This is a genomic window from Aeromonas bivalvium, from assembly GCF_000819765.1.
Classification (GTDB): Bacteria; Pseudomonadota; Gammaproteobacteria; order Enterobacterales; family Aeromonadaceae; genus Aeromonas; species Aeromonas bivalvium.
On record NZ_CDBT01000043.1, the window covers coordinates 1 to 24,217 of the forward strand.

Below are 24,217 nucleotides of genomic sequence, written 5' to 3' on the forward strand. Positions count from 1 at the left end.
CAGATCGACGGCCAGGTCCTGACCTTCGAATACCCGCGTCCGGCGGATGGCGCGACCCTGACGGTAACCGCCACCCTGGTGGACGCGGCGGGCAACGTCTCCCTGCCGGGCAGCGACAGTGCCACCATGTACCACGACGCTCCCCCGGTGACCATTGGGGGTCACGGCATTGGTCTTGAAGATACTCCCCTGGTGCTGGCCTGGGATCAATTTGGTGCCAGTGACGACCAGGCCGACGGGGATCTGAGTGTGGTGATTGGCTCCTTGCCGCAAAACGGCACCCTGCAGTACCTCAATGCGGCAGGTCAGTGGGTGGCGGTGAAGGTGGGGGACAGCATCACCTCAGGCGAGATAAAAGCGGGGCAATTGCGCCTGGTGCCCGGCAGTCATGAGTCCAGCACCGACAACAGCAACGGGCAGGGCAACGACAGCGGCAACCTCAAGGGGGACTATGCCAGCTTCGAATTCAAGGTGAGTGATGGTACCCAGCTCAGCAACAGCGGCACCCTGGTGATCGACATTGAGGCCGTGGCCGACAAGCCCGTGGTGGAGGTGACCCTGAGCAGCAATGGCACCCCCCTCTACCAGGGGTTCCCGAGCTTTGGCATCAGCACCGACAGCTTCCAGTCAGGCAATATCGACCATACCGATCTGGGAGTCGGCGCGCCGAAGCGGGACGCCAGCAGCGGCAATGATCAGTTGAATGGATCCAATACCAAGAATGACTACCTGCTGAGCAGCAAGGGCGGCGGCGACATGCTCTACGGCAAAGGGGGGGATGACCTGCTGGTTGGCGGCAACGCAGATCAGGGCGACTCCCTCTATGGCGGAACTGGCAACGACATCCTGGTGGCCGGTCTGGGCAACGATGGCCTCTATGGTGACACGGGCGATGACGTTGCCGTGCTGCGCGGCAACCGGGCCGATTATGTGGTTCAGAAAGGGAGTGGTCACTCGATCCATGATGCCTGGTTTGATTTCAGCGTGAATGAAGGGGGCACAGGGGTCACCAAGGCACTCCATGATATCGAGCACGTACAGTTCGATGACGGTATTTACGCCATCAATCAGGCCACGGGTGAACTGACCATGGTGCAGCCGACCCAGGTCGATTACCCGGTCGACATCAAGGTATCCCTCACGGACCGCGATGGCAGCGAAGTGCTCGACAGCCTGTTGCTGAGCGGTTTGCCGGCTGGGAGCAAGCTCTATCAGGGCAGTGATCTGCTCGGCACGGTCGGAGCGAATGGCACACTCAGCCTGCCTGCGAGCAGCGGCCTGTGGAGCGGCAATGCCCTGGATGTCTCCCTGAGTGGTCTCACCCTGCGGGTGCCAGGTGCCCTGGCGGGTCAGGTGGACCTCAAGGTGGAGGCGACCACGCGGGAGCTGCATACGGATCAGACCAATACGGCCAGTGATGATGACAGCATACGGCTGAGTTATTTCCAGGGCACGGAAGGGGAGCAGGGAGACCAGACTCACCACTATGGCAGCGAGCACAACCTGGTGGTGGGAGATCTGGATGGCAGCGTGGTGCTGTCGGGTCAGAACTACAACATCGCCTTCATCGTCGACAGTTCCGGCAGTATAGGTGACGAGGCGATGGTAACGATCCGGACCCAGCTGGAGCAGGTCTTTACCAGCCTCAAGGCCAGTGCGGGCACCGACAACGCAGGCACAGTCAATCTCTTGCTTGTGGATTTCGATACCACGACCCGCGGCAGCGTCAGTGTCAACCTGGCCGATAGTGGCGCATTGAAGACCCTGCTCGATGCCCTCAAGGGGATGTCTGCCGATGGCGGCACCAACTACGAGGCCGCATTCAGCAAGGCGGCGAACTGGTTTGCCGGCAGCACGGCGACCAGCAATGTGAATGCGAAGAACCTGGCCTACTTCATCACCGATGGCAAGCCGACCTTCTATGACCTCGGCACTACCACCAGGCTCAGTGATGTGAAGGTCATCGATTGGGCTTATAGCAGTGACGACTATCTCAACAGCACCTCTTTGAACCTCGGCAACTATGTGCTCGGCAATACCGTGACCTACCGCGGTGTCGAAGTGGTCAACAGCAAAGGGGAAGTGATCAAGTGGTCCCAAGGGTGGGATGGCTGGTTCACGACCACTGTGGGGGTCATCGTCAAGGGCAGCAACGGCCAGAACCAGATCCAGTTGCTGGGTGGGGATGGCCGAAACAGCACCGATGACGTGCGTACCGACGCCTTGCTGGGCTATCAGCTGTTGACCTCAAAAGGAGTGCTTGTTGAAGCCATCGGCTTGGGAGCGAACATCTCCGAAGCCGATCTCAAGTCATATGACTCGGATGGGATCACCCATACCAATGTGGATGCCAGCGATCTGGCCAGCACCATACTGGGCGCCACCAACAGCAATCTGCCGGGCAGCGACCGGTTCGATGGCGGGGCTGGCGATGACATCCTGTTTGGCGATGCGATGCACTTCAACGGCATCGCGGGAGAGGGGTACGCGGCCATCAAGGCGTATGTGGCGGACAAGTTGAACCAGAACGCCGCCCTGGATGCCGAAGTGCACCGTTACATTCAGCAGCATGCCAGCGAGTTCGATCAATCATCCGGCAATGACAAGGCGGATGTGCTGATGGGGGGCGAGGGTAGCGACATCCTCTACGGCCAGGGGGGCAATGACATCCTGGACGGCGGCAGCGGGGATGACATCCTGTTTGGCGGAGTCGGGAATGACACCCTGTACGGCGGCCTGGGGGACGACAGCCTCCATGGTGGCAGCGGCACAGACACCCTGTATGGCGGGGAGGGCAATGACATCCTCAATGGCGGTACCGGCGACGATTGGCTCATCGGCGGGCTGGGCAACGATATCCTGACCGGCGCAGACGGATCCGACATCTTCGTCTGGAGCAAGGGAGATATCGAGGAGGGCAAGCTGACGGTGGATACCATCACAGACTTCAACCCGAGCCGTGATGACGCGTCACAGCGAGACAAGCTGGATCTGCGGGATCTGCTGGATCAGGACGACACCCAGCACCCGGACGATCTGAAGAGCCTGCTCTCCGTGTTCCAGGACGATGAAGGGGTTCACTTGCAGGTCAAGACATCGGCCAGCAGCGAGGTGGCCCAGGAGATAGTGCTGGTGAACCACAGCTTCGATACCCTGACCGGCAACAGCGGTGCCACCTCGAGCCAGGTGATTGATTTCATGCTCAACAATCACATGCTGGAGATAGACAAATAAGGGTGCGACGCATCCACAGCAAAAACGGTGGCTCAGGCCACCGTTTTTCTTGGTGCGGATCTCGCCTTGGGCGCAGGAATGGGCAAGAGAGCGAAACACTAAGGGGTCTGCCGTCGAGGGAAAGGAGGCCGTGGGCTTGGCGCTGCGGCTCCGGGTCTGGAGAGGGTGCTGGCGGGCAGCAAATAAAGGGGAAAAATAGGAGGAGAGGACTCCTCCTAGCAAGGCGGCGGCTTAGAGAAGGGTGACGTTCTCAGCCTGCGGGCCTTTCTGACCCTGAGTCACGGTGAACTGAACCTTCTGGCCTTCGGCCAGGGTTTTGAAGCCCGTGCTCTGGATGGAGGAGAAGTGAACGAAAACGTCCGGTCCCTGAGCTTGTTCGATGAAGCCAAAACCCTTGGTTTCGTTGAACCATTTGACTTGGCCGGTGCGAATGTCAGACATGTGTAAGTCCTATCTATTGCAAAATGAAACTAACGCCTGGTACAGGCAGGGTTTGCCTAAAAGACAGGGGAGAGCCATGACTGACCTGCTGATGTGTCTCAGTCCTACTCAACGGTCCCTGTTAAAAGCAAAACGATTGTACGTGAGCGCCGATCCTTGTCAAACATCGGCCATTCAATCTTTGAGCAAGGTAAAACTATTGGCTGATCAAGCCGTTGCCCATGGGGCGCTGCCATGAAAAAGGAGGCATGACGCCTCCTTTATCTCGATGGGATCCCTTTGGGGGATCACTCCTTGAGTGCGAAGCCCTCACCCTGGCGATCGTAGCGATAGAGCACCTGGAAGTCGTCCCGGATCTCGACGCGTTGAATGCGCCTGTCATCCCCGACCAGAATGTTGACGCTCTTGCCGGTCTGCATCCGGGTCAGGGGCCGGTCCGGTCCCTCGATGGCGATGAGCCGACTGAGCTCGACCCCGGGCAGCTCGAACTGGCGGAAGAGAGAGAAGAGGGTCTCACCCGCCGCGACCTTGTGGCTGAGCCACTTGCCATTGACTGGCTCGGGTTCCGGCGCGGCCACGGCAGCAGTCTCGGGCTGGCGCAGCTCGCCCTGGCTTTGTGCCGGGAGGGCGATGGGGACGCTCAGGGAACCTGAGGGGGCCGCCTGCGGCGCGCCGGGGGCAGGCTCCCAGGCCAGCAAGATCAGCCAGAGGGGGATCAGGATCAGCAGGGCGATGCCATGTTTGCGGGGCAAGGGACTTTGCCACTTGCGGCCCTCGCTCGCCCTGGCCTTGGGGGCCTCCCTGTTTTTCAGCCGCGCCAGGGTCTGACCCAGTTGCTGGCGCAGGGGCAGGGTGGCTGCATTGATGCGTTCAAGCAGGGATCCTTGTGACTCGTCTCTATGACGCTGTGCTCGTCTGTTATGGCCACGGGGGCGACGATCCGGGGTGGGCACGGCAGTTACCTCTCACTACAATTGCCTGCCATCAGGCAAATCAGGCGCCTATGGTAAACGGACTCGCCCCCGAGGGGGAGAGTCCCTGGCAGGAAATTTATCAGCGTAGCCGGAATTGTCCCAGCAGCTGCTGCAATCGCTCCGCTCCCTGACGCAGGGCCTGGCTGGCCTGGGCGGTATCGGTTGCGTCCCTGGCAATGTCGTTCGCCAGCATGTTGGTCTTGGCCAGGTTGCCAGACACCGTCTCGGCGACCGAGCTCTGCTCCTCGGCGGCGGAGGCTATCTGGTAGGTCATGTCGTTGATGGTGGCGATGGCCTGATAGATGCTGGCGAGGGCCGCCTCGGCGAGATCCGCCTCGCTCACCGCTTGCTGCGTCAACTGCTGGCTCAGGGTGATGGCGCCGACGGCATTGGTCGAACTGTGACGTATCTTGTCGATCAGGTCCTGGGTGCTCTGCACCGCCTGCTGGGTATTGCGGGCCAGCTGACGCACCTCGTCGGCCACCACCGCGAAGCCGCGGCCCTGTTCCCCGGCCCGGGCCGCCTCGATGGCGGCGTTGAGGGCCAGCAGGTTGGTCTGATCGGCGATCCCCTGAATGACGGCGAGTATGCTGGTGATCTGCTCGCTGTCGTGGGCCAGCCCCTCCACCACCTCGGCTCCCTTGCCCGCCTCTGCGGCCACCTTGTGCATGGAGTGGATCACCTGCTGGAAGCGCTCCTTGCCCTCGTCCGCCGCACTCTGGGCCTGCTTGGCGGAATCGGCGGTGTTGTTGGCATGGGTGGCGACCTCCTGACTGACGTAAGACATCTCCTGCACTGCGGTCAGCATCTGTTCCATCTCGGCCTGATGGGATTGCAGGTTGCGATCCGTCTGCCCCGCGATGCGGTCGGTATCTCCGGCGTGGCGGTTCACCTCGCCGGCGGTTCCCTGCACATCGCCGAGCAGCCCCTGCAACTTGTCGATGAAGCGGTTGATGCCGCGGGCCAGAGCGCCCAGCTCGTCCGCCGAGTTCACCTCGAGCCGCTTGGTGAGATCCCCCTCTCCATCGGCGATGTCATCCACCAGGCTGACCATCTGGCGGATGGGGCCCGTGATGGTGCGGGCGATCACCAGCATGGCGAGCAGGGCCAGGCCCAGCACGATGAGGGCGCCGATGAGCTGCTGGCTCATGGCGGCCCGGTTCATCTCGTTGAGCCGGGTTTCCAGCTGATCCGCCCCCGCCAGCACCACCTGATAGGGCAGGGTGACTATGATGGCCCAGTTGCGGGCCATGCCGGGCACTGCGATGGGCACAGAGATGCGAAATGCGCCATCCAGCTCCTGGCGCTGCAGCTCGGGTTTGAGGTATTGCTGCCAGCCGTCGCCCAGCAGCTTGTCGGCGCGCGTGCCGAGCAGGCCGGCATCGCCGCTGGTGCCTGTGATGACGCCGGCGGCACTGATGATCAGTGTATCCCCCTTGCCGTCATAGATGTTGTCGTTGAGCCGTCTCGCCTGCTGGTTGATGGCATCCACCGCCAGATCCAGGGCGGCAATGCCCTTGAACTGACCGCCCACCAGGATGGGGCTGGTGATGGTGCTCACCAGCACCTGCTGGCCGTTGATGTCTACCTTGAAGGGGTCGATGAGGCAAGCCTGGCCCTGTTGCCTGGGGCAGGCATAGTAGTCGTTGGCGGGATTGCCGAACTCATCGGGCTCGTGCTTCTCGATGGAGAGCAGCAGATCCGAACCTATGTTGGCGCCGTCCCGATAGAAGTAGGGGACGAAGCGTCCCTTGGCATCGCTGCCGGATTCGCTCTGACCTGCGAAGGCGCTGTCCTGGCCGTCGAAGCCGTCGGGCTCGAAGCCTGCGAAAGCGCCATAGAGCTGGGGCTCCAGGCCAAGCTGGGCCTTGAGCAGCTCATTGACCTGCTGGCGATCCAGCGGCAGCTTGCCCTCCTGTTGCAGGGCCAGGACGCTGGCCATCTGCTGGGCATAGGAGAGCCCCTTTTGCAGCAACTGGGTGATGGCAGCCGCCTCGGCGCGGGCCTCGGCCCCCACCTTCTGCCACGCCTCCTCCTGCAAGGCGGCGCGGCTGGAGTCGACGGTCAGTTGCTGGGTCTGGCGGCCCGAATACTGGGTCTGCAGGATCAGGACCACCAGGGCGGCGGTCATGGCAATCCCGGTCATCACCAGGATGCGGTGTGCGATAGAGCGAAACTGCATCATGCCTTCCTTGTCTTAAGCGTTAAGTTGGTTGAAACATCGGCTTGGCAGATGAAATCTCCAGCCTTTGTTGCAAGTAGAGCCGAAAATGCCAGTGATTTTTGCGATCCTCCTCATGTCCGGGAGGGGAAGGGGGAGGGCAAGGCCCGATCCCAGGGTTTTCCCATCCGGGATCCAGCGTGCAAGATGTGCGGATTTTCCCATCCGTGATTCTGAGTGCTAAAATGCGGCGGTTTTTCTAACGCATTGGCCCAAGGCCCTCTACACAAGGCTTAAAGATGAAAGTCAAAACCCGTTTTGCTCCCAGCCCGACCGGTTTCCTGCATGTCGGCGGTGCCCGTACCGCGCTCTACTCCTGGCTCTACGCGAAAAGCCAGGGCGGCGAGTTCGTGCTGCGTATCGAGGATACCGACCTGGAACGTTCCACTCAGGAGGCGATAGACGCCATCATTGAGGGCATGGAATGGCTGGAGCTGAACTGGGATGAGGGCCCCTACTACCAGACCAAGCGCTTCGACCGCTACAACGCCCTGATTGACGAGATGCTGGCCGATGGCCGCGCCTACAAGTGCTTCTGCTCCAAGGAGCGTCTGGAAGCGCTGCGCGAAGGCCAGATGGCCAATGGCGAGAAGCCCCGTTATGACGGCAAGTGCCGGGATGCTGCCCACGATCACCCGGCCGATGCGCCCCACGTCATTCGCTTTCGCAACCCCACCGAAGGCTCAGTGGTGTTCGATGACCACGTCCGTGGCCGCATCGAGTTCGCCAACACCGAGCTCGACGATCTCATCATCCGCCGCACCGACGGCGCCCCCACCTACAACTTCTGCGTGGTGGTCGATGACTGGGACATGGAGATCACCCACGTGGTGCGTGGCGAAGACCACATCAACAACACCCCGCGCCAGATCAACATCTACAAGGCCCTGAACGCGCCTGTGCCTGAGTTCGCCCACGTCTCCATGATCCTGGGGGACGACGGAGCCAAGCTCTCCAAGCGCCACGGTGCTGTCTCCGTGATGCAGTACCGCGACGATGGCTACCTGCCGGAAGCCCTGCTGAACTATCTGGTGCGTCTGGGCTGGTCCCACGGCGATCAGGAGATCTTCAGCCTGGAGGAGATGATCAAGCTGTTCAGCCTGGATGCCATCTCCAAGTCCGCCTCCGCCTTCAACACCGACAAGCTGCTGTGGCTGAACAACCACTACATGCGCAGCCTGGACCCGGCCTATGTGGCCAAGCACCTGGAATGGCACATGGCCGCCCAGAACATCGACACCAGCAAGGGCCCGACGTTGCCTGCCGTGGTGACTCTGCTGGCCGAGCGCTGCAACACCCTGGTCGAGATGGCCGCCCAGAGCCGCTACCTGTTCGAAGATTTTGATGCCATCGACGAAGCGGCCGCCAAGAAACACCTGCGCGGCGTCGCGGCCGAGCCGCTGACCCTGGCCAAGGCCAAGCTGTCGGCCCTGGAGACCTGGACCACCGAAGCGCTGCACGAGCTGATTGAAGCCACTGCCGCCGAGCTGGGTCAGGGCATGGGCAAGGTCGGTATGCCGCTGCGCGTGGCCGTCACCGGTCTGGGTCAGTCCCCTGCCATCGATGCCGTGATGGCGTTGGTGGGCAAGGAGCGGGTACTGGCGCGTATCGATCGCGCCCTGGCGTATATCGAAGCGCGCATGGCTGCCGAGTAAGCATCTGCCATTATGTGAAAGAGGCTCCCATTCGGGAGCCTTTTGTGTTTTGGCCTCAAGCGGATTTGCGACGTAAAACAGCGACATAGCGATGAGGTTGGCGCTAAAAACAGCTAACTGCCTGAATTTTGACTAAACGATTCAACAGGCGAGAATTTTGGGTTGACAGCAAAGCGGTCGATGCCTATCATGCGCCTCCGTTGCCAGAGATAACTTTGGTAGCGCCGAGGTGAGTTGGGGTTATAGCTCAGCTGGGAGAGCGCTTGCATGGCATGCAAGAGGTCCGCGGTTCGATCCCGCGTAGCTCCACCAAATTCTCCTCGAACAATCTGGAATCAAAGGGGTTATAGCTCAGCTGGGAGAGCGCTTGCATGGCATGCAAGAGGTCCGCGGTTCGATCCCGCGTAGCTCCACCAGGTTCCTGATTGACATGAAGTACCCAGGGCAGTGCGGTGTGTATCACCCAGGCCGACCTTTGTGGGGTTATAGCTCAGCTGGGAGAGCGCTTGCATGGCATGCAAGAGGTCCGCGGTTCGATCCCGCGTAGCTCCACCACTATTTGCAGTAAAAGGCAAACGGCCGCCAGAACCGCTTGTCTAATGAAGAAAGAATTTGGGGCTATAGCTCAGCTGGGAGAGCGCTTGCATGGCATGCAAGAGGTCCGCGGTTCGATCCCGCGTAGCTCCACCAAATTCAGAGTGAAGGTCTTGACCTTGATTCGCCACAACTTGGGGTTATAGCTCAGCTGGGAGAGCGCTTGCATGGCATGCAAGAGGTCCGCGGTTCGATCCCGCGTAGCTCCACCAAATTCTCGTCACGAGAAGCTTAAAGGCCACCGCATCGCGGTGGCCTTTTTGTCATGGGCGCGTCAGCGCGGCCCCATGATCTGCCTCTACCCGCATCCGGCGCTCGCCGGCACACTCCCGGCAAACACCAAATTCATATGGCGCCATGAGGTGGCTCACAGTTTCGCGTCATCACCCCCTGCTTCATGATGGCGGCAAATTTGCAGTGGCAGGCTGACAAGGCGGCTATGTGCCGGGCGTTGGCGACACGATCGCCGCCGTTAGCCGGTTTCCTCGTTGCCCAGCAAACATATTTCTCCTTGTGAATGAAGATTGAGCATTTGCGCCGGGCTTTCTATACTCGAGCCGTTCCTCACGGAACCCAGGTAAAGGGCAAACCGGCAGTGATGCCGGGACGCAAAGCCTCCGATCTGCCTCATTGAGCCAGACAGCGGGGTTTCCCGGGGTGACATGAGGGTATGTGGCCCCGTCCAAGGCCTGTTGTCGTCCCCTTTTTCCTCCCTGTTGCGATTGCGCTTTTCCCGGTCTTAACGCCAAGACAAAACAAGGATGATAACAATATGCAACAGACCCTCAGGCCCAGCAGGCTCGCCATGCTGGTTGCCCTTGCGGCCATGCCCGCCTGGGCGCAGGCCGCCTATCCCGCCTATCAGGCCGGGACTGCCTATCAGGCTGGCGATATCGTCAGCAACGTCGGCAACCTCTATGAGTGCAAGGCGTTTCCCTATTCTGGCTGGTGCGGGGCTTCCCCTTATCACTACGAGCCCGGGGTCGGTGCCGTCTGGACCGATGCCTGGACCCTGTCTCAGGACCCCAACCCGCCCGGGCCCGAGCTGCCTGAGCTGACCCTCTCTTCCCCTGCCGCCGGCAGCTCTGTGAGCGAAGGGGCCGAACTAGCCCTGGCCGTGACCCTGACCGGTGGCAGCACAGCGGTCGCCCAGGTGGTCTACCTGGTGGATGGCAGCCAGGTCGCCGTGGCCACGGCCGCCCCCTGGTCCGCCAGCTGGTCCGCCAGCGGCGTCGGCCCCCATCAGGTCACGGCCCGTGCCCTGGACAAGGATGGCAACAGCCTGGATGAAGCCCAGGTCGCCGTGACCGTGACCGCCGTGGTGGCCCCCGAGGCGCCTCAGGTCAGCATCGCCAGCCCTGCCGCGGGTGCCAAGCTGACCCTGGGCCGCGCCGTCACCGTGACCGGCAATGTCACCGATGCCAACGACGATGTGGCCAAGGTCGAGCTGTATGTCGATGGCAAGAAGGTATCTGAAGACAGCAGCGCCCCCTGGCAGCTGGGCTGGACCCCGCAAACCAAGGGCAGCGCCGCCCTGACCCTGGTTGCCGTGGACAGCCAGAGCCTGTCCGGCGAGTCGGCTCCCGTGTCGGTCAGCGTCGAAGAGGCCGCCCTGCCGCCCACCGGCGGCAATCTCTCCTGCGACGTGCGCCAGATCTACCGCGCCGACGGCAGCGAGTGCATGGGGGATGACCATGGCCGCCGCGTCATCGGTTACTTCACCTCCTGGCGCACCGGCAAGAATGGTCTGCCCTCCTACCTGGTGGGCGACATCCCCTGGGACAAGATCACCCACATCAACTATGCCTTCGCGGCGGTGGACGAGCAGAGCCATGTCATCAAGGTGGATGATTCCGCCACCAAGATGACCTGGGACGGAGTGCCGGGCGCCGAGATGGATCCCGAATTTGCCTACCAGGGCCACTTCAACCTGCTGTCGAAGTACAAGAAGCAGTATCCGGACGTGAAGACCCTGATCTCGGTCGGGGGCTGGGCCGATACCCGCGGCTTCTACACCGCCACCACCAAGGGTGACTGCTCGGTCAACACCGCCGGCATCAACGCCTTCGCCGATTCGGCGGTGAACTTCATCCGCCAGTACGGCTTCGACGGGGTGGATGTGGATTACGAGTATCCGACCTCCATGAAGGATGCGGGCAACCCCAACGACTTCCCGCTCTCCAACCAGTGCCGCGGCAAGTTGTTTGCGAACTATGAAGTGCTGATGAAGACACTGCGCGAGCGGCTCGACAGCGCCGGAACCGAGGACGGTCGCAAATACATGCTGACCATCGCCTCGCCGGCGTCGGCCTATCTGCTGCGCGGCATGGAAAACTTCCAGGTCACCCAGTACCTGGACTACGTCAACCTGATGACCTATGACTTCCACGGTGCCTGGAACCACTTCGTCGGCCACAACGCCGCCCTGTTCGACAACAAGGCGGATCCCGAGCTGGCCCAGTGGGGTGTCTACACCCAGGCCCAGTTTGGCGGCATCGGCTATCTCAACTCCGCCTGGGCGGCCCACTACTTCCGCGGCGCCATGGCGGCGGGCAAGATCAACATAGGGGTGCCTTATTACACCCGTGGCTGGCAGGGGGTCACCGGTGGCACCCACGGTCTGGGTGGCAAGGCGGCGCTGCCGAGCCAGAGCGACTGCCAGCCGGGCACGGGTGGCAGCACCATCCCCTGCGGCAATGGTGCGGTCGGCATCGACAACATCTGGCATGATCTTGACAAGAACGGCAACGAGATCGGCGGTGGCGCCGTCCCCATGTGGCACGCCAAGAACCTGGAGCACGCGGCCAGCCTCGGCATCACCAGCATGCCGAGCTATGGCGCGGCCTGGGGCCTGGATGCCAACAACCCGGCCGACGTGATGCAGGGCCAGTATGTGCGTTACTACGATGACAAGGCGCACTCGCCCTGGCTGTGGAACGAGCAGAAGAAGGTATTCCTCTCCACCGAAGATGAAGAGTCCATGGGCCACAAGCTCGACTACATCATCAAGCGGGGACTGGGGGGCGTCATGTTCTGGGAGATGGCGGGGGACTATGACTTTGATCCCGCCAAGAACGAGTACGTGATGGGCAGCACCCTGACCAGCCTGGCATATGACAAGTTCGCCACGGCGAGCCAGGCCAGCCTGCAACAGAACGATCTGCCGGCCCCGGCCGCCCAGCTCGACATCGGCGTGAGCCTCTCCGGCTTCAAGGAAGGGGACTCCAACTACCCGCTCAATCCGACGCTTAAACTCACCAACAACTCGACCCAGACCATTCCGGGCGGCACCCGCATCGAGTTCCTGATGCCCACCTCCACCTCCGACACCATCACCGACCAGAGCGGTATGGGGCTGAAAGTCGTGGAGAGCGGCGGCAACCAGAACTCCGACGGCATCGCCAATGAGAAGGACTTCCACAAGGTGGCTCTGACGCTGCCGGGTTGGAAGGCCTGGGCGCCGGGCACCGAGGTGGAAGTGGCCATGACCTACTATCTGCCGGCCGCAGGCGTGCCAAGCGGCATCCGTTTGATTGCCGGCAGCCAGACCATAGGCCTGAAGTCCGACTTCCCGGCCCTGGCGGAGGCCGTGCTGGGGGGGAGCAGTGGTGGTGACGGTGGTAGCGGTGGCACCACCTGCGCCAGCCAGAGCGTGGATCCGGCGGCCTATCCGGCTTATCCGAGCTGGCCGCGCGGGGATCACGCCAGCGGCAACGACCGCATGACCAACGGCAAGGCGGTCTGGCAGGCCAACTGGTGGACCAGCAGCGAACCCAAGGCGGGCGACGGCAGCTGGAAGCTGATCTGTAACTACTGAGTTGCCACGGCGAGTGGACCAGTCGCGAGCCCAGAGCGGGCGACGGCAGCTGGTCTGCAACGATGGAAACTGGCATTGATAGCGTAAACGGGGCCCCTGGCCCCGTTTTTTTATCAAGAAAATCCATGGGCTGGCCGACATAACATAGCAAGAGCCATGGTAGCGGGATCGGCGAGTCCCTATACTGGGCCAGCATTCTGATAGGGAGATAAGGGAGTCATGGCGAGCATATTGGATTCAGTGGATCAACGTACCCAGCTGGTAGGGGAGAATCGCCTGGAGCTGTTGCTGTTTCGACTCGGCTCCCGCCAGCTGTTTGCCATCAATGTGTTCAAGGTGCGGGAGGTGGTGAAACTGCCCCGCCTGAACAAGATGCCGGGGTCCCACCACAACATCAGCGGCGTGGCCAACATCCGTGGGGTCTCCATTCCCGTCATCGATCTGCGCAGCGCCATCGGCATGCGGGGTCAGGGTGTCGAGGGGGAGGCCAATCTCATCATCACAGAGTACAACCGCACCATACAGGGCTTCCTGGTCGGCCAGGTGGCCAACATAGTCAACATGACCTGGAAGGACATACTGCCGCCGCCCCGTTCGGCCGGGCGCGCCAACTATCTCACCGCCATCACCCGGTTGCGGGAGGGAGAGAGCGAGCAGATCGTCGAGATCATCGATGTGGAGAAGGTGCTGGCGGAGATCATCACCTACGACATCCGCATCTCTGAGTCCGTGCTGGATAGGGCATTGCTGCCGCAGATGGCGGGGCGCAAGGTGTTGATCGTCGATGACTCCAGCACGGCACGCAACCTCATCCGTGACACCCTGGCCCAGCTCGGGCTCGAGGTGATCGAATGCCAAGATGGCCTGCAGGCCCTGACCCTGCTCAAACGCTGGTGCGATGAAGGCAAGAAGGTGACCGACGAGCTATTGCTGATGATCACCGATGCCGAGATGCCCGAGATGGACGGCTATCGCCTCACCCACGAGGTGCGCAGCGATCCGCGCATGGGGGAGCTCTTCATCACCCTCAACACCTCCCTGAGCGGCAACTTCAACGAGGCCATGGTGAAGAAGGTGGGCTGCGATCGCTTCATCTCCAAGTTCCAGCCAGACCTGCTGGTGGGGGTGGCACAGGAGCGGCTGCGCCAGTTGCTGGGCTGAGGAGCAAGACAGATTGACGCACAGAGGGTCGGCCTGCGCCGGCCCTCTGTTCATTGGCAAGAGGCCATCACTGGCTCAGCAAAGGTTCGACGAAGCGGGCAACCTTGTCGCGGATCAGCGGCTGCGCCTCGGCCTTGGGGTGGATGCCATCATTCAGCATGAGTTCAGGGCGGGTGACAATATCATCGAGGAAGAAGGGCAGCAGCGGTCGCGCCTGCTCGGCGGCGAGCTCAGGGAAGATCTGCTCGAACTGGCGCAGGTAGCGGGCCCCATAGTTGGGGGGCAGCTGGATCTGGGTCAGTATGGTGCGGATCCCTTTTCGTTCGGCCATCGTAAGCATCTTCGCCAGGTTTTGGCGGGTGAGGGCAGGGGGGAAACCCCGCAGGCCATCGTTGCCCCCCAGCTCGATCAGCAGCCAGTCCGGCTTGTGCTCCTCGAGCAAGACGGGCAGTCTGGTGAGGGCCCCCTGAGTGGTTTCACCGCTGATGCTGGCATTGATCAGCCGGTGCTGTCCGCCAGCCTCCTGCCACTGCTGTCCGAGCAGGGCAGGCCAACTCTGGTCGGCCGGCATCTGGTAACCGGCGCTCAGGCTGTCGCCCAGCACCAGCAGGGTCTGCGCCTGCACTGAAGCGGTTGCCATCATCCACATTAAGGCGAACAGGATACGCGCCATGACTTCAACTCCCATCATTTCGATTAATCACCTCGGCAAGTCGGTGCGCCTCGGCAGTGACAATCTGACCATCCTTGAGGGGATCTCGCTGCAAGTCAAGGCGGGGGAGACCCTGGCCCTGGTCGGGGCCTCCGGTTCGGGCAAGTCGACCCTGCTCGGCCTCTTGGCCGGGCTGGACTTGCCGAGCAGCGGCGAGATCCGCATCCAGGGTCACTCCCTCGGCGAGCTCGATGAAGAGGGGCGTGCCCGGCTGCGGGCCGACCATATCGGCTTCGTGTTCCAATCCTTTCTGCTGCTGCCGACCCTGAGCGCCCTGGAGAACGTCATGCTGCCCGCCGAGCTGCGGGGCGAGCAGGATTGCGAGCCCAGGGCCCGTGAGCTGCTGGCGGCGGTGGGCCTGAAAGAGAGAGTGGATCACCTGCCGCCCCGCCTGTCCGGCGGCGAACAGCAGCGGGTCGCCATCGCCCGGGCCTTCATGACCCGGCCCAGTCTGCTGCTGGCGGACGAGCCGACCGGCAACCTCGACAGCAAGACAGGCGAGACCGTCATCGAACTCTTGTTCGATCTCAATCGCCGCCATGGCACCACACTGGTGGTGGTCACGCACGATCTGGCCCTGGCCCAGCGCTGTCAGCGTCAGCTGACCATGGCCGGCGGCCGCTTGCAGGATGACGCCGGGGTGGATGCCCGGGTGCAGCCGAGCCCGGCCTCCGTTCGCTGACGCGCGATGAAACACCCGGGGTGGCAGGCATGCCCGTTCGATAGGGAGCAAGAATGACTCATGTACGATTGGCGCTGCGATTGCTGCGCCGGGAAGGGGCCAGCGGCGAGTTGCGCTGGTTCGTGCTGGCGCTGGCGCTCTGTGTCGCCTGTGTGCTGAGCGTGGCCCTGGTGGCGGATCGGCTGGATGCAGGCCTCAAGGCCTCGGGCCGCGACTTTATCGGGGCGGATCGGGCCATTGGCACGGGGCGGGCCCTGGATCCTGCCTGGCTGGCTCGGGCGCAGCAGGAGAAGGTGGCGGTGCAGGCCACCGTCAGCTTCAACAGCATGCTGTTTCACGGCGACGCTTTCCAGCTCGCCTCCATCCGCGCTGTCCCCGACGGCTTCCCCTTCTACGGCAAGCTGGAGCTGGAACCCCAGCGCGCCCCCATGCCGGGGGAGATCTGGCTGTCGGCCCGGCTGATGCAGCTGCTGGGTGCCAGCACTGGGGAGGTGCTGGAGGTGGGCAACACCCATCTCAAGGTGGCGGGTCTGCTCGGCCGGGAGCCGGATCAGGGCTTCAGCCCCTTCCTGCTGGCCCCCAGGGCGCTGATCCACAGCGATGACATAGAGGCGACCGGCGCCCTGCTGCCCGCCAGCCGCCAGCAGTGGCGTTACCTCTTTCAAGGGGAGCGGGCCGACATAGGTCGCTTCGAAGCCTGGATCAAGCCCAAGCTGGTGGCGGGCCAGAAGTGGGTGACCCCGGACGATCAGGGCTCCCAGGTCGGTCGCTCCCTGGCCAATGCCGAACGCTTCTTCCGCCTCGCCTCCCTGGCCGGGGTGCTGCTCGGTGCCCTGGCCATGGGGATCGCCGTGCGGCATTTCGCCGAGCGCCAGACCAGCATGGTGGCCCTGCTCAAGACGCTCGGCGCCTCCAGGGGCAGTCTGTGGCGGCTGATGGGCACACTGCTGCTCAGCCTCACCTTGGTGGGCGCCCTGCTGGGTCTGGCCGCAGGCAGCCTGATGCAGTGGCTCACCCTGCAGCTCCTTGGCAACCTGCTGCCACCGGATCTGCCGCCCCCCTCCTGGCGCCCCTTCGCCCTGGGGCTGGCGGTCGCGCTCTTCATCACCCTGCTGCTCGCCTTCATCCCCTTCCTGCGCCTGCTCAAGGTACCGCCACTGCGGGTGCTGCGCCGGGAGCTCTCCGCCAGCGTGCCGACCTGGCTGGCGCTGCCGGTCGGCCTGCTGGGGCTGTTTGGTCTGGTGTGGGGCTTCACCGCCGACTGGGGGCTGGCCCTGGGGTTGGTCGCCGGCATGGGGCTGTTGATGGCGCTGCTGGCACTGATGGCGGCCGGGCTGCTCAGGCTGGGCAGCCGTCTCAAGGGGCCCCATGCCCTGCGCCTGGCCCTGGCCCATCTCTCCCGGGAACGGGGGGCCGGGCTGTTCCAGCTGGCGGGCTTTGCCCTGGCGCTCATGCTGTTTGGTCTGCTCTGGGCGGCCCGGGTCGATCTGCTCGACGAGTTCTCCGCCCGCCTGCCGGCGGACGCGCCGAACCGCTTCCTGGTCAACATCGCCAGCGAGGAGCGCCTTCCCATCCTCGCCGCCCTCGGCGAGGCGGGGGCGGTGACCTCGGACTTCTACCCCATGGTGCGCGGTCGCCTGAGCAGCATCGCCGGCGAGGCGGTGGGCCCCAACGGCCGGGAGGGGATCGATCGGGAGCTGAACTTCACCAGCACGGCGCAGCTGCCTGCCGACAACCGCATCACCCAGGGGCGCTGGCTTGCGGGCAAGGGGGAGGTGTCGGTGGATGACGAGGTGGCCGAGAGGCTGGATATCAAGCTAGGTGACACCCTGGGATTCAACATCGAGGGGCGCGAGTTCGAGGCGAGAGTCACCAGTTTGCGCCACATCAAGTGGGACAATATGCGCCCCAACTTCTACATGATCTTCTCCCCGGATCTGCTGGCCGATTTCTCACCCACCTGGCTCGGCAGCTATCGCCTGCCGGCCACAGGCAAGGCGGCGGAGGTGGCGCTCATTCGCCAATACCCCACCGTCTCCCTCATCGATGTGGATGATCTCATCGCCCGGCTGAGCCAGGTCTCCCAGCAGGTGAGCCGCGCCCTGGCCCTGATGCTGGGTCTGGTGACGGTGGCGGCCCTGCTGGTGCTGCTGACCCAGACCCAGGCCAGCATGGCGAGCCGCCGCCGCGAGCTGTTGCTGATGCGCACCCTGGGGGCCGGCAGCCAGCTGCTGCAGCGGATGCTGCGCTGGGAGCTGGTGGCGACGGGCCTGCTGGCGGGCTTGTGCGGCGCGGCCGTGGTGGAGCTGGCGAGTCTGGGCCTGCAACTGGCCTGGTTCGAGGGTCAGTGGCAGTTCCACTGGTTCATCTGGCTGGGGCTGCCCGCCCTTGGCGCCCTGCTGGTCACTCTGGCCGGGCAGGGGATGCAGCGCCAGTTGCTGGCCGGCACCCTGAGCGATCGACTGCGGGGCCTGGGCCAGGGCCTGCTCTAGGACCAACCTGCCTTGCTGCGGCATGGCATACCATCACGACACGAGCGCTTCCCCCCGGGGAGGCGCTCTTTTCTCGCGGGAGCGTCTGGGTTACTTGCTGGGCTGGGGGCGCTCCAGCAGATTGACGAAGGCCTGGGGCAGGGCCGGGAAGGTGAAGTGAAAACCCGCCTCTTGCAGGCGCCTGGGCAGCACCCTCTGCCCGGTCAGCACCAGATCGGCGGCCTCGCCCATCATGAGCCGCAGGGCCCAGGCGGGAATGCGCAGCAGATGGGGACGCTTGAGTGCCCTGGCCAGCTGCTGGCTGAACTCCCGATTGCTCACCGGGGTCGGGGCCGTGCCGTTATAGATGCCGCGGCACTCCTCATGCTCGAGCAGATAGAGCCAGGCCCGCACAAGATCCTGGATGTGGATCCAGGAGACCACCTGCCCCCCTTCGCCCATGGGGCCGCCAAATCCGACCCGATAGGGGGGCAGCATCTTGGGCAGGGCACCGCCATCGAGTCCCAGCACCAGGCCGATACGCAGTATGCAGACCCGGGTCTGCTCGCTGCTGGCCGCCAGGGCCAGAGACTCCCAGCGGTGGCAGAGCTGGTGGGTGAACTCCTGGCTGGGGTGATCGCACCCCTCATCCAGGGGCCTGTCATCCTGGCGGCCGTACCAGCCGATGGCGGAGGCGCTGAGCAGTACTTTGGGGGGATTGCTGGAGAGCTTGATGAGATCGACCAGCTGCTCGGTCAGCAGCCAGCGGCTGTCGCACAGCTGCTGCTTGCGGGCCAGGTTCCAGCGTCCCTGGGCGATGGGTTCCCCGGCGAGGTTGATCACGGCATCTATGTCGTTGAGATCGTCGAGCCTGTCCAGGGAGTCGAGCACCTGCACATCGTGACCCAGCAACTGGTAGGCCAGGCTGCCCTGGCGGCTCAGGACCACGACCTGATGCTGCACCTTGAGGTGCGCCACCAGCTTGCGGCCGATGAACCCTGTCCCGCCCGTGATTAGAATCTTCATCTCGTCCCCTCCATGTCTGGCTCTACTCTAGTGAGTCGGCAAGGGATGAACAAGCCATGAGACCGAGAGAGGCGGATCCCTGCGCCACCTCCTGCATCTGTTGTTTTCTTTCAAATGATCCGGAAACTATCCACAAAAGCTGTGGAAAAGTCTGTAGATTAGCGGTGTTTCTAGCGTTAGTTGGCTGATCTTAAACGACTATTTTCATCTTATCCCGACTGGGGTGCAATTGCGCAATCCCCTGGCGCGAATGTGAGTGTTCGCTCTGGCGTTGGGCCAGGCCGGTCGCTGCACTGGAATGGACAGGGCCGAATCGAGGGGATCCGGATTTGATCTCGGGGATCAACATCGGCCGCCGAGACATAAAAAAACCCGCCGAATGGCGGGTTTTTCACAGGGACAGACAGCAGGGCCGATTACTCGGCCTGGGCTGCCTGGATCCCGGTCAGGGCGATGGTGTAGACGATGTCGTCCACCAGGGCGCCACGGGAGAGGTCGTTGACCGGCTTGCGCATGCCTTGCAGCATGGGGCCGATGGAGACCAGCTCGGCGGAGCGCTGTACCGCCTTGTAGGTGGTGTTGCCGGTGTTCAGATCCGGGAACACGAACACGGTGGCTTTACCCGCGACCGGGGAGTTCGGTGCCTTGGACTTGGCCACGTTCTCCATGATGGCCGCATCGTACTGCAGCGGGCCGTCGATGATGAGGTCGGGGCGCTTGGCCTTGGCCAGTTCGGTCGCTTCGCGCACCTTCTCGACGTCCGCGCCGGCGCCAGAGGTACCGGTGGAGTAGGAGATCATGGCGACGCGCGGCTCGATGCCGAAGGCGGCAGCGGAGTCGGCGGACTGGATGGCGATCTCGGCCAGCTGTTCGGCGCTCGGATCCGGGTTGATGGCGCAGTCACCGTAGACCAGCACCTGATCCGGCAGCAGCATGAAGAAGATGGAGGAGATGAGGGACGACCCCGGGGCCGTCTTGATGATCTGCATCGGCGGACGGATGGTGTTGGCGGTGGTGTGCACGGCGCCAGAAACCAGACCGTCCACTTCGCCGCGTTCCAGCATCATGGTGCCCAGCACCACGTTGTCTTCCAGCTGCTCGCGGGCGACCACTTCGGTCATGCCCTTGTTCTTGCGCAGCTCGACCAGACGGGCCACGTAACGCTCGCGCACGGCCACGGGATCGATGATCTCGACGCGGTCGGTCAGGATCACGCCCTGCTGTTCGGCGACGCGGCGGATCTCCTCCGGGTTGCCCAGCAGCACCGGACGGGCGATGCCACGCTCGGCACAGATGGCAGCCGCCTTGATGGTGCGCGGCTCTTCCCCTTCCGGCAGTACGACCCGCTTGTTGGCCTGACGGGCCAGCTCGGTCAGCTGATAACGGAACGCAGGCGGGCTCAGGCGACGGGAGCGGGTGGACTTGGCAGAGAGGGACTCGATCCAGTGCTTGTCGATGTGGCCGGCCACATAGTCCTGCACCAGTTCGATCCGCTCGCGGTCATCTTCCGGGATGTCGACGTTGAAGTTCTGCAGGCTGACGGCGGTCTGCCAGGTGTTGGTGCCGGTGATCATGATCGGCAGGCCGGTGGCCATGGCTTGTTGGCACAGGGCCATCACCTGGGGTTCCGGATGATAGTTGCCGGTCAGCAGCAGGGCGCCCAGCTTGACGCCGTTCATGGCAGAGAGGCAGGCGGAGACGATGACGTCGGATCGATCGCCCGAGGTCACCAGCAGGCTGCCCGGACGGAAGTGCTCGATCATGTTGTGGATGGAGCGGGCACAGAAGGTCACGGTCTGCAGGCGACGGCTGTCCAGCTCACCCTTGTGCAGGATCTTGGCGGCCAGGTGCTTGGCGAGATCCTTGGCGCGCGGGGCGATCAGCTGGGTATTCCAGGGGATGCAGCCGAGGATGCGCAGCGGGCTCTTGCCGAACACCTGCAGCACTTCCAGATTATGGGCGGCGTCCGTGGTGTGGTGATGGGCCTCGAACATCTCGGTCAGGTCGGGGCGGGTCACGCCGTGCTCGTCAACCGGGGCGCCGACCTTGTTGATCACGCAGCCGACGATGCGCGGGTTGTTGACGCCACCGAAGTTGGAGCAGGCCAGTTCGATGCGCTCCTTGAGCTTCTGGCTGGAGTCATGACCCGGGTGGGTGACGAACACCATGTCGGCATCCAGCGCCTTGGCGACGTCGTAGTTCAGCTTGTTGGCGAACGGCTGCTTGTCGGTGGGGACCATGCCCTCGACCACGACCACTTCGGCACCGCTGGCCTTCACGTGCTCCTCGAAGCGAGCCACTATCTCTTCCAGCAGGATGTCGGTGTTGCTGGTGGTGATCATGTTCTCGGCGTAGGAGAGGGCGAACGGCTCGGGCGGGTTGATGTTGGCGGCGGCGCGGATCACGGCGGTGGAGCGCTCGGCACCTATCTCGCCCGGGCGCGGCTGGGCAACCGGTTTGAAGAAGCTGACGTTGACGCCATGACGTTCCATTGCGCGAACAACGCCAAGGCTCACTGAGGTCACACCAACACCGGTGCCAACCGGGATAAGCATAATAGTGCGTGCCACTTAATACCCCTTGTTCATTTTTGGGATCAGGAAAAGGCCGCCCTGGGGCGGCCTCACGTTACTGCGGATCAGGCGCCGACGAGGTCCAGCGCGTCGTGGGCAATCACCCACTCTTCGTTGGTCGGGATCACCAGGGCCTTGGTGGTACCGGCCTTGGAGATCACGCCACCCTTGCCGAAGCGGGCGGCCAGGTTGGCATCGTGGTCGATGTCAAAGCCCAGCAGACCCAGCTTGTTCAGGGCCATCTCACGGATCGGGGCCGAGTTCTCACCGATGCCACCGGTGAAGACCACGGCATCCAGACGACCGTCCATGGCGGCGGCGTAGGCGCCGATGTACTTGGCCAGGCGATAGCAGTAAACATCCATGGCACGCTTGGCTTCTTCCTTGCTGTCGTAGTTGTCTTCGACGAAACGGCAGTCGGAGGTGACTTCGGTCAGACCCTGCAGGCCGGATTCCTTGGTCAGCATGGTGTTGATCTCGGCAACGCTCATGCCCAGATTGTCATGCAGGTGGAAGATGATGGCCGGATCGATATCACCGCAACGGGTACCCATCACCAGGCCTTCCAGGGGGGTCAGGCCCATGGAGGTATCGACGGACTGGCCGTTCTTGATGGCGCAGACGGAGCCGCCGTTGCCCAGGTGGCAGTTGATGATGTTGAGCTCGGAAACCGGCTTGTTCAGCTGCTTGGCGGCTTCCAGGCTGATGAAGTAGTGGCTGGTGCCGTGCATGCCGTAGCGACGGATGCCGTTCTCTTTGTAGAGCTTGTACGGCAGGGCGTACAGGAAGGCTTCTTGGGGCATGGTCTGGTGGAAGGCGGTATCGAACACGGCCACGTTCTTGTCGGCCAGCTGCGGGAACACCTTCAGCGCGGCACGGATGCCGATCAGGTGAGCCGGGTTGTGCAGGGGAGCCAGGGTGGCGCAATCTTCGATGCCCTTGACCACTTCGTCGGTGATGACCACGGAGGAGGTGAACTTCTCACCGCCATGTACCACGCGGTGACCGATGGCGATCAGGTTTTCGGCCAGGGCCGGATTCAGGGGCAGGATCTTGTTGACGATGTAGTCCAGCGCTTCCTGGTGAGCGGCACCGGCACCCAGATCGGCATTGCCTTTCTCGCCGTTGAGCTTCCACTTGATGCGGGCGTCGTCGAGGCCGAAGCACTCTGCCAGGCCGGACAGCAGGTCATCGCCTGTGGTGGCATCGATCACGGCGAACTTCAGGGAAGAGCTGCCACAGTTAAGTACAAGAACCAGCTTACTCATGAATAAATCCTATCGCAGATTGGGTTGTGTAGGAGGACTGCACGGACGCGAGGGCGCCCAATATCTTCAACTTATCCTGATGAGGGTTGGCAATCTGTTGCTTGCCCCTTGTATAGTGATACAAGGCCCGACATCCTGACGCCTTCCGATGGGGCCCGGAGGGACCATCGGCGGTAAAAATGGGCGTACAAAGGATAACCTCATTGTTGAAAAATAACAAAGTCATCCTAAACCTTTGTTACCTTCCATCAAATTTTTACGCGGTTTTGTCACTTGATACGGTCAAAATTGGCTCGGAGGCAGTATGAGCATGACTTCTTTTGGAACTAAGTTACAGCAAGGCCGACATTATATGACGATTTGGCCACGCCGTCCCGAGCTCAATCCACTGTTTCCTGAAAACCGTATCATCCGGGCCACCGAGTTCGCCCTCAAGGTGATCCCGGCCCTGGCCGTGCTCAGCATCATGTTGCAGTTTCAGCTGGGTCAGGATCACTACTGGCCCTCGGTGATGACCAGCGTGCTGTTTCTGCTCAGCCTGCCGCTGCAGGGTTACTACTGGCTAGGCCAGCGTGCCGAGACCCGGCTGCCCCCCTCATTGGCGAACTGGTACCGGGAGATCAACGGCAAGATGAACGAGCAGGGAGGTCACCGTCAGCTGGTGGCCCAGCCGAGATACGAAGAGCTGGCCGACACCCTGAATGCCGCCTTCAAGCAGCTCGATAAATCCTTTCTCTACGAATAGTCCCCGCAAGGGAGAAAAAGGCGCCTTGGGGCGCCTTTTCTTATGGCCGAGTCAGGCCGCCAGTATGTTGCGGATCTCCTGGACCGAGAGCTTGTACTGGCGCGGACACTGGTGCCAGACCGCCAGCATCCGCTGGTATTTGTCGCGCATGGCGATGTCGCTGGAGAGCTCGTCGCAGGGGCAGTCCAGCTCGGGGAAGCGCTTGTCCACCTCCAGCAGGAAGCAGACATAATCGGCCAGGGCGGCCTCCTGGCTGCGGCTGTACCCATTGAAGCGCAGCCGGCTGGCCGCGACCTCGGCCTGATGGGCGGGGGCCAGATTGCCCCAGGAGATGGCCAGGGCATGGTGCAGCTCCAGGGTGCCGAGCACCTCCTGGCAGGTGGCGAGATCCAGATGGCCGAAGTGCTTCTCCAGCTCGAGGATCTGCAGACAGTAGCCCTTCTCTATGATGGTGCTGGCGCGCTGGTAATCCGCTGCCTTTTCCGGGTTGAGCTTGGCCAGGATCTCGTACTGGTTGCTGAGGATGAGGCGCTCTGTGTGGCTCATGTTCATGGGATTTCTCGCTGCAAGATGAAACTGGCACCAAGTTAACCCAGATATCAGATGGATTTTTTGATCTGGCAGGGGAGTTGCGCGCAAAAAC

At 62.7% G+C, this 24,217-nt stretch carries 15 protein-coding genes, 5 tRNA genes and 1 riboswitch; of the genes, 12 read left to right on the top strand and 8 right to left on the bottom strand.

The window, feature by feature from the left end; translation table 11 throughout:
* The coding region (locus BN1119_RS12530) for a VWA domain-containing protein (protein WP_041998345.1) at positions 1-3,234 on the top strand (3,234 nt) is incomplete at its 5' end.
* Positions 3,235-3,465: 231 nt separating this feature from the next.
* Here the strand turns inward: BN1119_RS12530 and BN1119_RS12535 are convergent.
* From BN1119_RS12535 to BN1119_RS12545, 3 genes are all read right to left on the bottom strand, one after another.
* A complete protein-coding gene (locus BN1119_RS12535) occupies positions 3,466-3,675 on the bottom strand; it encodes a cold-shock protein (protein WP_041998347.1) in 210 nt (69 codons plus the stop codon).
* A 287-nt stretch (positions 3,676-3,962) separates the two neighbouring features.
* Complete coding sequence (locus tag BN1119_RS12540; RefSeq protein ID WP_041998349.1) at positions 3,963-4,628, bottom strand: LysM-like peptidoglycan-binding domain-containing protein; 666 nt, start codon at positions 4,626-4,628, stop codon at positions 3,963-3,965.
* A gap of 100 nt (positions 4,629-4,728) precedes the next feature.
* The gene (locus BN1119_RS12545; RefSeq protein ID WP_041998351.1) at positions 4,729-6,831 is read right to left on the bottom strand and encodes a methyl-accepting chemotaxis protein; all 2,103 of its coding nucleotides are present in this window, start codon (positions 6,829-6,831) and stop codon (positions 4,729-4,731) included.
* A 278-nt stretch (positions 6,832-7,109) separates the two neighbouring features.
* Here BN1119_RS12545 and gltX point away from each other — a divergent pair, with 278 nt between their 5' ends.
* From gltX to BN1119_RS12585, 8 genes are all read left to right on the top strand, one after another.
* Positions 7,110-8,525, top strand: a complete 1,416-nt coding sequence (gene gltX / locus BN1119_RS12550; protein ID WP_041998354.1) for a glutamate--tRNA ligase — start codon at positions 7,110-7,112, stop codon at positions 8,523-8,525.
* Between the two features lie 236 nt (positions 8,526-8,761).
* Positions 8,762-8,837: transfer RNA gene (locus BN1119_RS12555), tRNA-Ala, on the top strand.
* A 28-nt stretch (positions 8,838-8,865) separates the two neighbouring features.
* Positions 8,866-8,941 (top strand) — tRNA-Ala (locus BN1119_RS12560).
* Between the two features lie 63 nt (positions 8,942-9,004).
* A tRNA-Ala gene (locus BN1119_RS12565) sits at positions 9,005-9,080 on the top strand.
* Between the two features lie 59 nt (positions 9,081-9,139).
* Positions 9,140-9,215 (top strand) — tRNA-Ala (locus BN1119_RS12570).
* A gap of 40 nt (positions 9,216-9,255) precedes the next feature.
* Positions 9,256-9,331 (top strand) — tRNA-Ala (locus BN1119_RS12575).
* 361 nt (positions 9,332-9,692) lie between these two features.
* Positions 9,693-9,775, top strand: a riboswitch (cyclic di-GMP riboswitch).
* A 116-nt stretch (positions 9,776-9,891) separates the two neighbouring features.
* Complete coding sequence (locus BN1119_RS12580; protein ID WP_052448060.1) at positions 9,892-12,936, top strand: glycosyl hydrolase family 18 protein; 3,045 nt, start codon at positions 9,892-9,894, stop codon at positions 12,934-12,936.
* A gap of 219 nt (positions 12,937-13,155) precedes the next feature.
* Entirely contained in the window at positions 13,156-14,097 is a 942-nt protein-coding gene (locus BN1119_RS12585) for a chemotaxis protein CheV (RefSeq protein ID WP_041998356.1), read from the top strand.
* Positions 14,098-14,164: 67 nt separating this feature from the next.
* Here BN1119_RS12585 and BN1119_RS12590 read toward each other — a convergent pair whose 3' ends face one another.
* Positions 14,165-14,770 (bottom strand): arylesterase, encoded by a 606-nt coding sequence (locus BN1119_RS12590; protein WP_041998359.1) that lies wholly within the window; start codon positions 14,768-14,770, stop codon positions 14,165-14,167.
* Between BN1119_RS12590 and BN1119_RS12595 the strand changes: the two genes are divergently transcribed.
* Complete coding sequence (locus BN1119_RS12595) at positions 14,769-15,491, top strand: ABC transporter ATP-binding protein (protein ID WP_041998361.1); 723 nt, start codon at positions 14,769-14,771, stop codon at positions 15,489-15,491. The two genes, BN1119_RS12590 and BN1119_RS12595, sit on opposite strands and share 2 nt — an antisense overlap.
* 53 nt (positions 15,492-15,544) lie before the next feature.
* On the top strand, positions 15,545-17,983 hold the full coding sequence (locus BN1119_RS12600; protein WP_041998363.1) for an ABC transporter permease: 2,439 nt from the start codon (positions 15,545-15,547) through the stop codon (positions 17,981-17,983).
* A gap of 90 nt (positions 17,984-18,073) precedes the next feature.
* On the opposite strand, the gene BN1119_RS12605 is transcribed toward BN1119_RS12600, so the two are convergent.
* The 3 genes from BN1119_RS12605 to BN1119_RS12615 form a co-directional block, all read right to left on the bottom strand.
* The gene (locus tag BN1119_RS12605; protein ID WP_041998365.1) at positions 18,074-18,988 is read right to left on the bottom strand and encodes a TIGR01777 family oxidoreductase; all 915 of its coding nucleotides are present in this window, start codon (positions 18,986-18,988) and stop codon (positions 18,074-18,076) included.
* A gap of 416 nt (positions 18,989-19,404) precedes the next feature.
* Positions 19,405-21,558 (bottom strand): phosphate acetyltransferase, encoded by a 2,154-nt coding sequence (gene pta, locus BN1119_RS12610; RefSeq protein ID WP_041998367.1) that lies wholly within the window; start codon positions 21,556-21,558, stop codon positions 19,405-19,407.
* A gap of 68 nt (positions 21,559-21,626) precedes the next feature.
* On the bottom strand, positions 21,627-22,829 hold the full coding sequence (locus BN1119_RS12615) for an acetate kinase (protein WP_041998369.1): 1,203 nt from the start codon (positions 22,827-22,829) through the stop codon (positions 21,627-21,629).
* A 304-nt stretch (positions 22,830-23,133) separates the two neighbouring features.
* On the opposite strand from BN1119_RS12615, the gene yfbV reads away from it, so the two are divergent.
* Positions 23,134-23,574, top strand: coding sequence for a terminus macrodomain insulation protein YfbV (gene yfbV, locus BN1119_RS12620; RefSeq protein ID WP_041998371.1), 441 nt, complete (start codon positions 23,134-23,136; stop codon positions 23,572-23,574).
* Positions 23,575-23,625: 51 nt separating this feature from the next.
* Here yfbV and BN1119_RS12625 read toward each other — a convergent pair whose 3' ends face one another.
* A complete protein-coding gene (locus BN1119_RS12625) occupies positions 23,626-24,126 on the bottom strand; it encodes a YfbU family protein (protein WP_041998373.1) in 501 nt (166 codons plus the stop codon).
* Positions 24,127-24,217: the final 91 nt, after the last annotated feature.